Raw genomic sequence first — 15,452 nt, 5'->3', positions numbered from 1 at the left:
CCTTCTCGCCTACCTTTCGTCATTACCGACGGTATTGAATTTCGTTTTCCCCGTTGGGGTTCTCCGGACAAGGAGTTGTTTGTTATGCCACGTTTTTTTGCCCGCCATGCCGCTACGCTGTTTTTCCCGATGGCGTTGATTTTGTATGACTTTGCCGCCTATCTTTCGACGGATCTGATCCAGCCTGGAATTATCAATGTGGTCCGTGATTTTAATGCCGATGTCAGTCTGGCCCCGGCTGCCGTCAGTCTCTATCTCGCTGGAGGCATGGCATTGCAGTGGCTGCTGGGGCCGCTTTCCGACAGGATTGGCCGCAGGCCGGTGCTGATTACCGGGGCGCTCATTTTTACCCTTGCCTGCGCCGCGACAATGTTCACAACGTCTATGACACAGTTTCTTATCGCGCGTGCAATTCAGGGCACCAGTATCTGTTTTATTGCTACCGTTGGTTATGTCACGGTGCAGGAGGCGTTCGGACAGACAAAAGGGATCAAGTTGATGGCGATTATCACCTCCATCGTACTGATTGCGCCGATTATTGGCCCGCTTTCCGGCGCAGCTCTGATGCACTTTGTGCACTGGAAAGTCCTTTTTGCCATCATTGCGGTTATGGGTTTTATCTCATTTGTTGGCTTACTGCTGGCGATGCCAGAGACAGTGAAGCGCGGCGCGGTTCCATTTAGCGCCAAAAGCGTCTTGCGCGATTTCCGCAATGTCTTTTGCAATCGGCTGTTCCTCTTTGGCGCAGCAACCATCTCTTTAAGCTATATCCCGATGATGAGTTGGGTGGCTGTCTCGCCGGTGATCCTGATTGACGCAGGCGGCTTAACGACCTCGCAGTTCGCCTGGACACAGGTTCCGGTATTCGGCGCGGTGATTGTCGCGAATGCCATCGTGGCGCGTTTCGTTAAAGATCCGACCGAACCGCGCTTTATCTGGCGTGCCGTACCCATTCAACTGGTTGGCCTCGCGCTGTTGATTATCGGCAACCTGCTGTCACCGCACGTCTGGCTGTGGTCGGTGCTGGGCACCAGTCTGTATGCTTTCGGGATTGGTTTGATTTTCCCGACCTTATTCCGCTTTACGCTTTTTTCCAATAACTTACCGAAAGGGACCGTCTCCGCATCGCTGAATATGGTGATCCTGATGGTGATGTCTGTCTCGGTCGAAATCGGCCGCTGGCTGTGGTTTAACGGCGGTCGCTTGCCGTTTCATCTGTTAGCCGTCGTGGCGGGCGTTATCGTCGTTTTCACCCTGGCGGGATTGCTTAATCGCGTGCGCCAACATCAGGCTGCCGAGCTGGCAGAGGAGCAGTGATTTTTGCGCGATCCTGCCGTCAGGCTCTATTCTTAACGTTATGAATAAACTCATTGAACTCAGACGCGCCAAAATGTTGGCGCTCTCTTTACTGCTTATCGCCGCTGCTACCTTTGTCGTTACGCTGTTTTTGCCGCCCAATTTTTGGGTGAGCGGCGTGAAGGCGATTGCTGAAGCGGCGATGGTCGGCGCGCTGGCGGACTGGTTTGCGGTGGTGGCGCTGTTTCGCCGCGTGCCGATTCCGATCATTTCTCGCCATACGGCGATTATCCCGCGTAATAAAGACCGGATTGGCGAAAATCTCGGCCAGTTCGTGCAGGAAAAATTTCTTGATACTCAATCCCTGGTGGCATTGATTCGACGCCACGAACCGGCGTTGCTGATTGGCAACTGGTTTAGCCAGCCAGAAAACGCCCGCCGCGTTGGTCAGCATCTGTTGCAGATCATGAGCGGTTTTCTCGAACTTACCGATGATGCGCGTATTCAGCGCCTGCTTAAGCGCGCGGTCCATCGGGCGATTGATAAGGTCGATCTTTCCGGCACCAGTGCGTTGATGCTGGAGAGTATGACCAAAAACGATCGTCATCAGGTGCTGCTGGATACGCTGATCGCACAGTTGATCGCCCTTCTCCAGCGCGATAAATCGCGCAAGTTTATCGCCCAGCAAATTGTTCGCTGGCTGGAGAGCGAGCATCCACTGAAAGCCAAAATTCTCCCCACCGAATGGTTGGGCGAACATAGTGCGGAGTTGGTTTCTGACGCGGTGAATTCTTTACTTGATGATATCAGCCGCGATCGTGCGCATCAGATCCGCCATGCATTTGATCGCGCCACCTTTGCCCTGATCGACAAGCTGAAAAACGATCCTGAAATGGCAGCGCGAGCCGATGCCGTAAAAAGTTATCTGAAAGAAGATGAAGCTTTTAACCGCTATCTCAGTGAATTGTGGGGGGATTTACGGGAATGGCTGAAAGCGGATATCAACAGTGAAGATTCTCGTGTGAAAGAACGTATCGCGCGGGCGGGTCAATGGTTTGGCGAAACGTTAATTGCCGATGATGCCTTGCGGGCGTCGTTAAATGGTCACCTGGAACAAGCCGCGCACCGCGTCGCGCCTGAGTTTTCCGCATTCCTGACGCGCCACATCAGCGATACGGTAAAAAGCTGGGATGCCCGGGATATGTCGCGGCAAATAGAGTTAAATATCGGCAAAGATCTGCAGTTTATCCGTGTCAACGGTACGCTGGTTGGCGGTTGTATTGGGCTAATTTTATATTTGCTGTCACAGCTCCCGGCCTTGTTCCCCCTCGGCAATTTTTAGAAATCCATGAAAAACTAAGTGGCTAACCGCGAGAGAGATCAAATAAACCATACTAAAAGAATGGTAATAATGTGGCCTCTTTTCATTATCTCCCGTGGTACGGGGAAGGAAAATCATGTCACTTGTCACCGATCTACCCGCCATTTTCGATCAGTTCTCTGAAGCTCGCCAGAAAGGCTTTCTCACCGTCATGGATCTCAAGGAGCGCGGCATTCCGCTGGTTGGCACTTACTGCACCTTTATGCCGCAAGAGATCCCGATGGCAGCCGGTGCGGTTGTGGTTTCACTCTGTTCCACCTCTGATGAAACCATTGAAGAAGCGGAGAAAGATCTGCCGCGCAACCTCTGCCCGCTGATTAAAAGTAGCTACGGCTTCGGCAAAACCGATAAATGCCCCTACTTCTACTTTTCGGATCTGGTGGTCGGTGAAACCACCTGCGACGGCAAAAAGAAAATGTATGAATACATGGCGGAGTTTAAGCCCGTTCATGTGATGCAGCTGCCACACAGCGTTAAAGACGATGCCTCGCGTGCGTTATGGAAAGCCGAGATGCTGCGCTTGCAAAAAACGGTAGAAGAACGTTTTGGGCACGAGATTAGCGAAGATGCTCTGCGCGATGCCATTGCTCTGAAAAACCGCGAACGTCGCGCACTGGCTAATTTTTATCATCTTGGGCAGTTAAATCCTCCGGCGCTTAGCGGCAGCGACATTCTGAAAGTGGTTTACGGCGCAACCTTCCGGTTCGATAAAGAGGCGTTGATCAATGAACTGGACGCGATGACCGCCCGCATTCGTCAGCAGTGGGAAGAAGGCCAGCGACTGGACCCGCGTCCACGCCTTTTAATCACCGGCTGCCCGATTGGCGGCGCAGCAGAGAAAGTGGTGCGCGCGATTGAAGAGAATGGCGGCTGGGTGGTCGGTTATGAAAACTGCACCGGGGCGAAAGCGACCGAGCAATGCGTGGCAGAAACGGGCGATGTCTACGACGCGCTGGCGGATAAATATCTGGCGATTGGCTGCTCCTGTGTTTCGCCGAACGATCAGCGCCTGAAAATGCTCAGCCAGATGGTGGAAGAATATCAGGTCGATGGCGTAGTTGATGTGATTTTGCAGGCGTGTCATACCTACGCGGTGGAATCGCTGGCAATTAAACGTCATGTGCGTCAGCAGCACAACATTCCTTATATCGCTATTGAAACAGACTACTCCACCTCAGATGTCGGGCAGCTCAGTACCCGTGTCGCGGCCTTTATTGAGATGCTGTAAGGAGTGGCAGTGACATATTCGATTGGCATTGATTCTGGTTCTACCGCCACCAAAGGGATCTTACTGGCAGACGGCGTGATTACGCGCCGTTTCCTCGTTCCAACCCCCTTTCGCCCGGCAACAGCAATTACTGAAGCCTGGGAAACTCTGCGCGAAGGGTTAGAGACAACGCCGTTTCTGACGCTCACCGGCTACGGGCGGCAACTGGTGGATTTTGCCGATAAACAGGTGACGGAAATCTCCTGTCACGGGCTGGGCGCACGGTTTCTTGCGCCAGCAACGCGCGCGGTAATCGACATCGGTGGTCAGGACAGCAAAGTGATTCAGCTTGATGATGACGGTAACCTGTGCGATTTCCTGATGAATGACAAATGCGCGGCGGGCACCGGGCGTTTCCTGGAGGTGATCTCGCGCACGCTTGGCACCAGCGTCGAGCAGCTCGACAGCATTACTGAAAATGTCACACCGCACGCCATCACGAGTATGTGCACAGTGTTTGCCGAATCAGAAGTGATCAGCCTGCGCTCAGCGGGCGTCGCGCCAGAAGCGATTCTCGCCGGAGTGATTAACGCGATGGCGCGGCGGAGTGCCAATTTCATTGCTCGTCTCTCCTGTGAATCGCCGATTCTGTTTACTGGTGGCGTTAGTCATTGCCAGACGTTTGCCAGGATGCTGGAATCTCACCTGGGAATGCCGGTAAATACCCATCCTGATGCGCAATTTGCTGGCGCAATTGGCGCGGCGGTAATTGGTCAACGAGTGAGGACACGCCGATGAAAGAGTTTTTATTTTTATTTCACTCCACGGTCGGCGTCATACAAACCCGCAAGGCGTTGCAGGCAGCGGGCATGACTTTTCGCGTCAGCGATATTCCCCGTGATTTACGCGGCGGCTGCGGGTTATGCATTTGGCTGACCTGTCCCCTCGGCGAGGAAATACAATGGGTGATCCCTGGGCAAACCGAAGCGATATATTGCCAGCAGGGCAGCGACTGGCAGTGCGTGGTGCATTACGATGCAGAAGCGTCAACCAGGCAATAAGATCTTTAAATATACCAACCGGATAATTGGCTGCGCATAATCCTGCATGAAGGAAGTTGTAGTAAATATCTCGCCTGCCATGAAATATTTCCCATCCACAAAATGAGCGATTTTTGATAGCACCTTACTATTTTACGTCTAAAATATAAAATACATTTTATTATACTTAAACCCATAATTATGCATAGAGAAATAAAATGATTACCGGGTGAGATAATGATAAAAGATAAGTTTCTGTGCGAAGCTTATCTTTACCCATCCCCCTGATTATTTTAGATTTAGAAGAACATTTCACAATTCAAGGATAAAAATATGGGCTCCCTAAACATATACCAGGATATTTTCCCAACACTCGGCATGTATTCGGGACTAAAAGCTTGCCATGAAAAAAACAACCTACCATTTGATATTAACACGGAAATTGAAACCATACAAAAACAAATTAATTATGATATAAATCATTTGAATGACGGTTTGATTAAGCGTGTACTGAATCTTTTTATTCACCTTATCTCTAATCCCGACAATCTCGAATTAACCTTAAATCGATACTCATCAACAACAGAACAAATCATCGCCAAAACCAAAAGAAATGGTTTACATGAGTTTGACGTTGGCGATCTAAAAATAATATTTAATCGACACGATGATAATGAAAGCGTATTAACTGTTAAATATAAAGATAAAGATAAAGATATAAGTCATCACTGCAATGTTAAAACCGAGCAACTGCAGCAGTTTATTAAAATAATGGAACAAAAAGCGCAACTACCAATCTATATTGACAAGAAAAATTTGAAAGAGAGTATTTTCTCTGTTTTGCACAATGACCCACAACACGTAGATAAAGATCAACACCTTCCCTGTGAAAAGTTTTTAAAACATGCCTGCAAAAGTTCAAATTCATTTGAAGTGAAATTAGATGCCACTCATCAATATCAACACCTGAATAACTTCATGATTTCTTTTGACCCAGTAGAAAATCAATTAACCATACGGGATAACAATAACAAGACTGAAACTTTCTCGTTTACAAACTTACAATGGGAAAATTTGCAGCAATACTACAAAGAAAACCACCAGCAGCCAAATATAGCAGGATCGCGAAATCTCACGGATAATATAGATAAAATTAAAAATACAATATCCACCTCTGAAATTATTGAGTGCGCCTCTCCTGAAATAAGAAGTAGCGTCCTGAACGATCTTTATAGCATTGCTAATTTCCTCCCGGACAATAATCTGACCCCAAATGAGAGCTGGAAAAGATTTTGTGACACATGCGAGCGCTTTTACGTTGCTCAGAAGAGTATCACTGGAGATAAGAGTGAACGTCTTACGCGAAAACTCTCTATCTCTGATGCAGGAATTACAATGACCTTCACGATAGGTGATGTTGTCATCAATACTATTAGCACTGCTATTCCAGAAGATTCAACGTGGCAACGGTGTATCGAAGGGTTGAATTTAGCAGAAATGGATTTAACCGGTATAGACTTGTCTAAAATGGTTCTAAGGAATGTCAATTTTAATGGCAGCATTCTTAGAAATGCCAAGTTCTCCGGTACAATCTGTGAAGGCGTGGATTTTACTGATTGTGATCTGCGTAATGCAAAATTTAAAAACGCCGCATTAGAAAATAATGATTTTCGTAAAGTTCGCCACTTGACTTATGTAAATTTCAAAAACGCAAATCTACGGAACAGTAACTTCAGCGGAAAAGTTCTCACTGGCGTAAACTTTACTGGAAGTGACCTTAGTAACGCTTATCTTGAACACATAGATTTCACAACCGTGATTCTATATGAAACATCTAAAATACCTGGAATACCTGGAACACCTGCAACATCTGAAACTCCTAAAATACCTGAAATACCTGGAACACTTAAAATACCTGGAACACATAAAATACCTGCAACGCCTAAAATACCTGTAACACCTCAAATACCTGAAACACCTAAAGTAATTCTTACAGGAGCAATACTAAATTATTCAGATCTATCCGGGAAAGATCTTTCAAAATATAATCTTACTGGTATTGTCTGCATGTACACCAACTTTTCAAACGCTAATTTAACAAATTGTAAAATCTCTAATGCAAACTTTTCGAATGCAAAATTCTACAATACTAATTGTACTGGTGCAAATTGTTCGAATATCCTATTTGACTACGCATGGCTTGACAATACAATATTTATAAAAACGCTTTTTAAAAATACCTGTTTTTACAATGTCAGAGCGAAAAATGTCTATCTTGAGGGAGCATATCTGAACAATGATAATATCGTGAAACAAGCCAATAACAGTACCGAGAAACAAGCCAATGACAGTACGGTGCAACAATCCATTGACAGTACGGTGCAACAAGCCAATGACAGTACCGATAAACAAGCCAATGACAATATCGATAAACAGGTCAATGACAGTACCGATAAACAAGCCAATAACAGTACCGATAAACAAGCCAAGAACAGTACCGAGCAACAGGACAGTAACAGTTTTAATCAAGCCCGTTTAAAGAAAGAAGTGAATAGGAGATTTTCCATTCCGGGTTTAACGTCTTATCAGCCAACGTATATAGTTGAAGAATAGTTCAATAATCACCCAAACAGAGTGGGTATGGCAGACGATATAGATTAACATTTAAACGTTAACCGCCTCATCTATCATTCATGGATGAGGCGCATTTATCAGTCGATGTAAGCTGAAAATGTTCTGCCATCCAGAGACAACCGCCGTCCCCCTGCGGCGTTTACTATTTCATCGCCCGCGTTAAGAATTCATTAAGCTTCATCCGTATACTCCTTATCTGTCGCACTAAATTTGACGAGAAAAAAGCAATAATAAGGAGCAACAAGTTGAAAAAGCGCATCACCTTTATCGTTTTTCTTTGCGCCATCGTGGCGGCAAGCCTGTTTTTTGTGCAATCCTGCGTCCGTAAAAGCCAGCATGTCGCAGGGTTTCAGAATTATCAGGCCACTATCGATGGTAAAGAGATTACAGGAGTAACTAAAAATATCTCCTCACTGACCTGGTCAGCGCAGAGCAATACCTTATTTAGCACTATCAACAAACCTGCAACCATCGTTGAAATGACGACCGAGGGCGACCTGATCCGCACCATTCCGCTCGATTTTGTTAAGGATCTCGAGACGATTGAATACATTGGTGATAATAAATTTGTCATCAGTGATGAACGTGATTACGCCATTTATGTGATTTCACTTAACGCTGACTCGGAAGTGAGCATCCTCAAAAAAATTAAAATCCCATTGCAGGAAACGCCTACTAACTGTGGCTTTGAAGGACTGGCTTACTCCCCTCAGGACCATACCTTCTGGTTTTTTAAAGAGAAAAATCCGATAGAGGTCTACAAAGTAACCGGGCTATTGCGTAGCGATGAGTTGCATATCAGCAAAGATAAAGCGTTGCAGCGTCAGTTTACTTTAGACGATGTTTCTGGCGCGGAATTTAACCCACAGAAAAATACGTTGCTGGTGTTGTCACATGAGTCACGCGCCCTGCAGGAAGTGACCGTGATAGGTGACGTGATCGGCGAAATGTCGTTAACCAAAGGTAAGTATGGCCTTTCACACAACATCAAGCAGGCGGAAGGGATAGCGATGGATGATAGCGGCAACATCTATATCGTTGGCGAACCGAATCTTTTTTATCGCTTTACGTCGACAAAATCACGATAACAGTCTGGCAGGTTCTCCTTTTTTGTTATTAACTTGTTAACTCAAAATAATACAAACCAGGCAGAACATGAATTCGACATCGCATCCCGTAGAACGTTTTTCTTTCAGCACCGCGTTATTCGGGATGCTGGTTCTGACCTTAGGTATGGGTTTAGGCCGCTTTCTCTATACGCCGATGCTGCCAGTCATGCTGGCGGAAGGCGAGTTTTCATTTAGCGAACTCTCATGGATCGCCAGTGGTAACTATGCCGGGTATCTGGCGGGGAGCCTGCTGTTTTCATTCGGCGCGTTTCATTTACCCTCACGCCTGCGCCCGTTCCTGTTAGCTTCCGCCCTCGCAACCGGATTATTAATCCTCGCGATGGCGTGGCTGCCGCCGTTTCTTCTGGTTTTCATCATTCGCTTTCTGGCGGGAGTCGCCAGCGCCGGGATGTTGATTTTCGGCTCAACGCTCATCATGCAGCATACTCGTCATCCCTTTGTCCTTGCGGCGCTATTTTCTGGTGTTGGCGTCGGCATCGCTCTGGGCAATGAATATGTGCTGGCAGGCCTGCATTTTGCCCTCTCTTCACAAACGTTGTGGCAAGGTGCCGGAGCACTTTCTGCCATTATATTGCTTGCTCTGGCGCTGCTCATCCCGTCGAATAAACACGTTATCCCGCCAGCGCCATTGGCAAAAATCGCGCAACAACCCATGAGCTGGTGGTTACTGGCGATTCTGTATGGTCTGGCGGGTTTTGGTTATATCATCGTCGCCACCTACCTGCCGCTCATGGCGAAAGACGCGGGCCAGCCTGTGCTGACGGCTCACCTCTGGACACTGGTTGGCTTGTCGATTGTCCCAGGTTGCTTTGGCTGGCTGTGGGCAGCCAAACGGTGGGGAGCATTACCTTGCCTGACCGCGAATTTGCTGGTGCAGGCGATCTGCGTGCTGTTAACCCTCGCCAGCAGCTCTCCTTTATTACTCATCATCAGCAGTATTGGTTTTGGCGGCACCTTTATGGGAACGACCTCGCTGGTTATGACCATCGCCCGCCAGCTTAGCGTGCCGGGAAATCTTAACCTTTTGGGCTTTGTGACACTCATTTATGGTATCGGGCAAATTCTTGGCCCGGCGCTGACCAGTATGCTCGGCAACGGAACGTCGGCGCTCGCCAGCGCCACACTCTGCGGCGCAGCGGCGCTATTTATCGCAGCATTAATCTGCGGGATGCAAATATTCAAATTGCATACGAATTATTCTTAAGTAATTTAACGAATTTAACTTTTCAGTACATCACGTAAAATAATTAAAACATCCTTTTTCTTTGGAGGTACTCAGCCACCGCCGTTTTTGTTCCTGGTTTAGCAATTCCACGGCCAATTCATTATTTCTGGTCACATTATAGTCAGGATCGCTTTATATCTCCGTGCTAGAAAAAACAAGTTTAATTCTGTTTTTTCACGGAAGGTCACTATGGCTTCAACAAATGCGCATCAAATAAAAAATAATGTTCAAAACTCTTTATGTGGTCTGGGTGACAAAATACGCCGCCTGACCGCCGGAGTTTGTTTATTTACACAAATTTTTTTCCCCGTCATGGCGACGGCACAAAATGTGGTACATGCTAAACCTCAGACGACAGTTTCATCTGCCCCCCCTCTAATAGAAAATAATACTGTGCCTTACACGCTTGGTGCGCTGGAATCAGCGCAAAGCGTTGCTGATCGCTTCGGTATTTCACTGGAGGAGCTTCGTCGTCTTAATCAGTTCCGTACTTTTGCTCGCGGCTTTGATAACGTGCGCCAGGGTGAAGAACTGGATGTTCCGGCAACAACCTCGCAGAAAAGCCATGAGCAACAAAATGCCGTACCGCCTGCGAATGGCGAAAACACGCTGGAGAATCAAATAGCCAGCACCTCGCAGCGAGTTGGCACTCTGCTTTCACAAGATATGAATAGTGAGCAGGCCAGCGGCATGGCGCGTGGTTGGGCGTCTTCAGAAGCCTCAGGCGCGATGACTGATTGGTTAAATAACTTTGGTACTGCGAGAATCTCTCTGGGTGTGGATGAAGATTTTAGCCTGAAAAATTCGCAATTCGACTTCCTGCATCCGTGGTATGACACACCCGATTATATGCTCTTCAGCCAGCATACCCTTCACCGAACAGACGATCGTACCCAGATCAACACCGGTTTGGGCTGGCGTCATTTCACCTCCAGCTGGATGTCAGGCATCAACCTGTTTTTTGACCACGACCTGAGCCGCTATCACTCCCGCGCAGGGCTTGGCGCAGAATACTGGCGTGATTATCTGAAGTTGAGCAGCAACGCTTATATTGGCCTGACCGGCTGGCGTAGCGCACCAGAATTGGATTATGACTACGAAGCCCGCCCGGCCAACGGCTGGGATTTACGCGCGGAAGGCTGGTTACCTGCCTGGCCACAACTGGGGGGAAAACTGGTCTATGAACAATACTATGGCGATGAAGTGGCGCTGTTTGACAAGAACGATCGCCAAAGTAATCCCCATGCTATTACCGCGGGCCTCAACTATACCCCCTTCCCGCTTCTGACTCTCAGTGCGGAACAGCGTCAGGGGAAGCAAGGTGAAAATGACACACGTTTTGCCGTTGATCTGACCTGGCAACCCAGCAGTTCAATGCAGAAACAGCTTAATCCGGACGAAGTGGCCGGACGGCGCAGTCTGGCCGGTAGTCGTTATGACCTGATTGATCGCAACAACAACATCGTTCTGGAATACCGCAAGAAAGAGCTGATTCGCCTGAGTCTGCTGGATCCGGTGAAAGGGAAGTCTGGAGAAATAAAACCGCTGGTTTCCTCGCTACAGACCAAATATGCCCTGAAAGGCTATAACATCGAAGCCGCTGCGCTGGAAGCTGCCGGTGGTAAAGTCAGCACTTCTGGAAAAGATATCACGGTCACGCTGCCAGGTTACCGCTTCACTAACACCCCAGAAACCGATAATACATGGTCGATAGACGTTACCGCCGAGGATGTAAAAGGTAACCTGTCACGTCATGAACAAAGCGTGGTCGTCATTCAGGCTCCGACATTAAGCCAGAAAGATTCTCTGTTATCCGTCAATCCGCTAACCGTGGCTGCAGATAAAAAATCGACGACCACATTGACCGTTACTGCACACGATTCCGACGGAACTCCGGTGCCGGGGCTGGCGCTGCAAACCCGCAGTGAAGGCGTTCAGGATATCACCCTGTCTGACTGGACAGATAACGGTGATGGTAGTTACACACAGATGCTGACCGCCGGAACGACATCAGGTTCAGTAACACTGACGCCGCAAATTAACGGTGAGAGTGCGGTAAAAGAATCCATCGTCGTTAATATCGTCCCTGTTGTCTCATCCCGCGACCATTCATCAATAACAATTGATAACGTATCGTATTATGCCGGAGACGACATCAAGGTTAGGGTGGAACTGAAAGACGATAGCAATCAACCGGTTGCATATCAAAAAGAGGAATTGGTAAAAGCCGTTACTGTCGAAAACAGCAAACCTGGCACCACGATTGTCTGGCACGAAGAGCAGCCGGGCGTTTATACCGCGAATTATCCGGCCCATAAGCAAGGGACTGCACTAAGGGCACAACTTAGCCTTCACAACTGGAATGCTCCACTGCAATCGCATATTTATAACATTGAGGCAAACCAGAATAAGGCTCGCGTCGCCACATTATCAGCGACAAATAATGACGTTTACGCCGATAAAAAGACATTTAATACCCTCACGATCAACGTCACTGATGAGAGTGATAATCCCCTGACAAATCATCAGGTAACCTTTAAGAATGAAAAAGGAAGCGCGGAGTTTGTCGAACCGCCGCAGCAAAATACGGATGCATATGGTGTTGCCACAATAAACATGGTAAGTCAGGTTGCGGAAGAAAATACGATTAGCGCCACGCTGCCAAATGGTTTCTCACAACGGATAATTGCGAAATTCGTTAGCGATTCGAGTACGCCAAAATTCAAACAACTGGTTGCCGATCCAGATACCATTATTGCTGGTAACAGCCAGGGCAGTACTCTGACCGCCATCGTCACAGACTTTCATAACAACCCGTTAAAAGATATGAAAGTGAATTTTGTGGCACCTGGTGGCTCGCAACTGGACAACACGACCGCCACAACAGACCAGTCCGGTATTGTGCGGGTGCACCTGACCAGTTCAAAAGCTGGTAGCTATTCCGTCGATGCCTCGCTTGAGGTGGATAAAAATATTCACCAGTCGGTCACGATCACCGTGGTCCCAAACAGGGAACAATCGGTAATGACCTTGAATGCCGGGTCGGGCAGTGCGATCGCTAACAATACAAATATCGTTACCCTGACTGCCAGTGTGAAAGATGTTTATGGACACCCGTTGCCGGATGAGGATGTGAAATTTACCTTGCCAGCCTCCATGACCGGGAACTTCACGCTAAGTAGTGAAACCGCCCGCACCGATGCAAACGGTGATGCCGTGGTCACATTGCGAGGCACAAAAGCGGGTGAGTTTACAGTTACAGCGACGCTGACCAGAAATAATACCGTTGCTTATCAGCAAGTCACTTTTATTGGGGATACAAACAGTGCGCAGCTCCAGCCGCTGACTGCCTCATTAAATTCCATTGTTGCGGGTAACAGTACGGGGAGTACCCTGACGGCAACGATCCTGGACGCTTACCAAAATCCGCTTAAAGACCAGTTGGTCACTTTCCAGAGTAACGATGTCACTCTAAGCGAAACAGAAGTCACCACCAATACGCTGGGTCAGGCGACGGTAACAATGACCAGCAATATTGCCGGACAACATAACGTCGTGGTGAGCCGGAAAGCGCAAGCTTCCGATAATAAAACGTTTAGTTTATCAGTGCTGCCGGATGAAAGTTCGGCGAAGGTAATAAGTATAACCGGAGCCGAAAAAACGATAACGGTGGGCGAAAACATCACGCTACGGATACTCGTCCAGGACGCGTTTAACAATGTAATCGCGGGTCAACGCGTCAGATTAAGTGCGCAGCCAACAACTAACATTACGATAGGCGATACGGCTTACACCGATAATAACGGTTATGCGTACGTTAACCTTCTCAGCACCCAACCTGGGGTTTATCAGGTGACGGCAACGCTGGACAATAACAGTAGTAGTAAGGTTGACGTGAATGTGGCAAATGGCAAACTCGAGTTAACATCATCGAAACCAGAAACCACGGTCCATAATAGTGAGGGTATTACGCTGACCGCAACGGCGAGAAATGCGCGGGGTGAATTGATGCCAGGGCAAATTATCACCTTTAGCGTAACGCCTGAAGGTGCAACGCTAAGCAATACAGGGGAAGTCCTTACTGACCAGTCAGGTCAGGCCAAAGTGACGCTGACCAGTGACAAAGTGAATGTCTATACCGTTACGGCCATAATGGGCAAAGATGTTCCCGTTCAGAGCCAGGTAACGGTTGCGGTTAAGGCAGATGCTAAAACGGCACATGTTGTGAGCGTCGTGGCTTCTCCTGACACCATCACCGCCGACGGCATCGATAGCAGCACCATCACTTCACGAGTAGAAGATGATTACGGATTCCCGGTTGAAGGTGTCGATGTTAGTTATGCCTTAGACACCAAAGGCAGCCCGGTAGTTAATATTACAACTACGCGTACCGATCAGTCCGGGCAAGTCACGGCGACAATAACCAGTACATTGGCAGAAACCTTAACAGTCAATGTGCAAGTTCCTGGTACAGCCAACCAATCCGCAACCATTACATTGGTTGCCGGCACGGCCGATGAAAGTAAGTCAATTTTGAAATCCGATGTTGGCACTCTGAAGGCTGACTACCAGCAGAGCGCAAAACTTACGCTAACATTGCAAGACAAGTACGGTAACCCGATAGTGACGTCTGATCATCTGGAATTTGTCCAGTCAGGCCCCTTCGTGAACTTTCTCAAGTTGAGCGATATTGATTACAGCCAAAGAAATTATGGCGAGTACACCGTGACTGTCACTGGCGGAAAAGAGGGGACAGCGACCCTCATTCCCATGCTGAACGGGGTTCATCAGGCAAACTTAAGCATATCGCTGAATCTCATCCAATCGATAAAAGAAATGTCCGGTCATGTCACTGCAAACAACCATACCTTCTCCACGGCTAAATTCCCGAGCGAAGGCTTTGCAGGGGCGTATTACACACTCAACAATGATAACTTTGAAGCGGGTAAAACCGTTGATGATTATATGTTTTCAAGTTCACAGGGTTGGGTGTCTGTCGATGCTTCGGGTAAAGTTTCTTTCGCAAATATCGGCGATCAAACGTCAGTCACAATAAGCGCTATTCCCCGACAAGGAGGTACAACCTACCAGACCTTAATTAAGCTGAAAGGCTGGTGGGTGAATAATGGAAATCATACCAATATCTGGCTAGCTGCCAATGCGCTCTGTCATGCTAAAAATGATGGATATAATCTCCCTGGCATCGCACATTTGACGTCTGGCGAAAACAAACGCACGCAGGGATCGCTGTATGGTGAATGGGGGAACGTTGGAGCGTTTTCCAGTAATTCGCAATTTACACCGGGAGCTTACTGGACAAGTGAATCTGATGATTACAGTCGGCACTACTATGTGCAGATGCTAACCGGTATGACCGGAAGCGACGCTGATTCCAGCCCCCAACTGACCGCCTGCCGTAAATCACTTTAATTTCAGCAGTTGTTATTAAAGGATACCCTTTTACGAGGGTATCCTTTCAGACTGATAACAAACGCTACATTGCCGGATGTGCTGCGCTTATCAGGCCTATATAACCCCT

9 protein-coding genes are annotated in these 15,452 nt (G+C 47.9%); all 9 read left to right on the top strand.

Annotation, left to right across the window (positions count from 1 at the left end):
- Window positions 1-84 precede the first annotated feature (84 nt).
- The 9 genes from mdtM to iatD all read left to right on the top strand — a co-directional run bounded on the left by mdtM (window position 85) and on the right by iatD (window position 15,343).
- The gene (gene mdtM / locus HUZ68_RS02565) at window positions 85-1,317 is read left to right on the top strand and encodes a multidrug efflux MFS transporter MdtM (RefSeq protein WP_001719432.1); all 1,233 of its coding nucleotides are present in this window, start codon (window positions 85-87) and stop codon (window positions 1,315-1,317) included.
- 40 nt (window positions 1,318-1,357) lie between these two features.
- A complete protein-coding gene (locus tag HUZ68_RS02560) occupies window positions 1,358-2,638 on the top strand; it encodes a DUF445 domain-containing protein (RefSeq protein ID WP_001037376.1) in 1,281 nt (426 codons plus the stop codon).
- 115 nt (window positions 2,639-2,753) lie between these two features.
- Window positions 2,754-3,905, top strand: coding sequence for a double-cubane-cluster-containing anaerobic reductase (locus HUZ68_RS02555; protein WP_239594022.1), 1,152 nt, complete (start codon window positions 2,754-2,756; stop codon window positions 3,903-3,905).
- Between the two features lie 9 nt (window positions 3,906-3,914).
- Window positions 3,915-4,682, top strand: coding sequence for a putative 2-hydroxyacyl-CoA dehydratase activator YjiL (gene yjiL / locus HUZ68_RS02550; protein ID WP_023308647.1), 768 nt, complete (start codon window positions 3,915-3,917; stop codon window positions 4,680-4,682).
- Complete coding sequence (locus tag HUZ68_RS02545) at window positions 4,679-4,945, top strand: putative Se/S carrier protein (protein WP_062883007.1); 267 nt, start codon at window positions 4,679-4,681, stop codon at window positions 4,943-4,945. The genes yjiL and HUZ68_RS02545 overlap by 4 nt, the downstream gene beginning before the upstream one ends.
- A 312-nt stretch (window positions 4,946-5,257) precedes the next feature.
- Window positions 5,258-7,537, top strand: a complete 2,280-nt coding sequence (locus HUZ68_RS02540) for a pentapeptide repeat-containing protein (protein WP_239594021.1) — start codon at window positions 5,258-5,260, stop codon at window positions 7,535-7,537.
- A 266-nt stretch (window positions 7,538-7,803) separates the two neighbouring features.
- Complete coding sequence (locus HUZ68_RS02535) at window positions 7,804-8,646, top strand: SdiA-regulated domain-containing protein (protein WP_122996445.1); 843 nt, start codon at window positions 7,804-7,806, stop codon at window positions 8,644-8,646.
- Window positions 8,647-8,713: 67 nt separating this feature from the next.
- Window positions 8,714-9,892 (top strand): MFS transporter, encoded by a 1,179-nt coding sequence (locus HUZ68_RS02530; protein ID WP_001089435.1) that lies wholly within the window; start codon window positions 8,714-8,716, stop codon window positions 9,890-9,892.
- A gap of 210 nt (window positions 9,893-10,102) precedes the next feature.
- Window positions 10,103-15,343 (top strand): inverse autotransporter IatD, encoded by a 5,241-nt coding sequence (iatD, locus tag HUZ68_RS02525; protein ID WP_218069427.1) that lies wholly within the window; start codon window positions 10,103-10,105, stop codon window positions 15,341-15,343.
- Window positions 15,344-15,452 lie beyond the last annotated feature (109 nt).

This window comes from Shigella dysenteriae, assembly GCF_022354085.1.
Lineage (GTDB): Bacteria > Pseudomonadota > Gammaproteobacteria > Enterobacterales > Enterobacteriaceae > Escherichia > Escherichia coli.
This window is presented reverse-complemented; position numbering and strand designations above follow the sequence as displayed.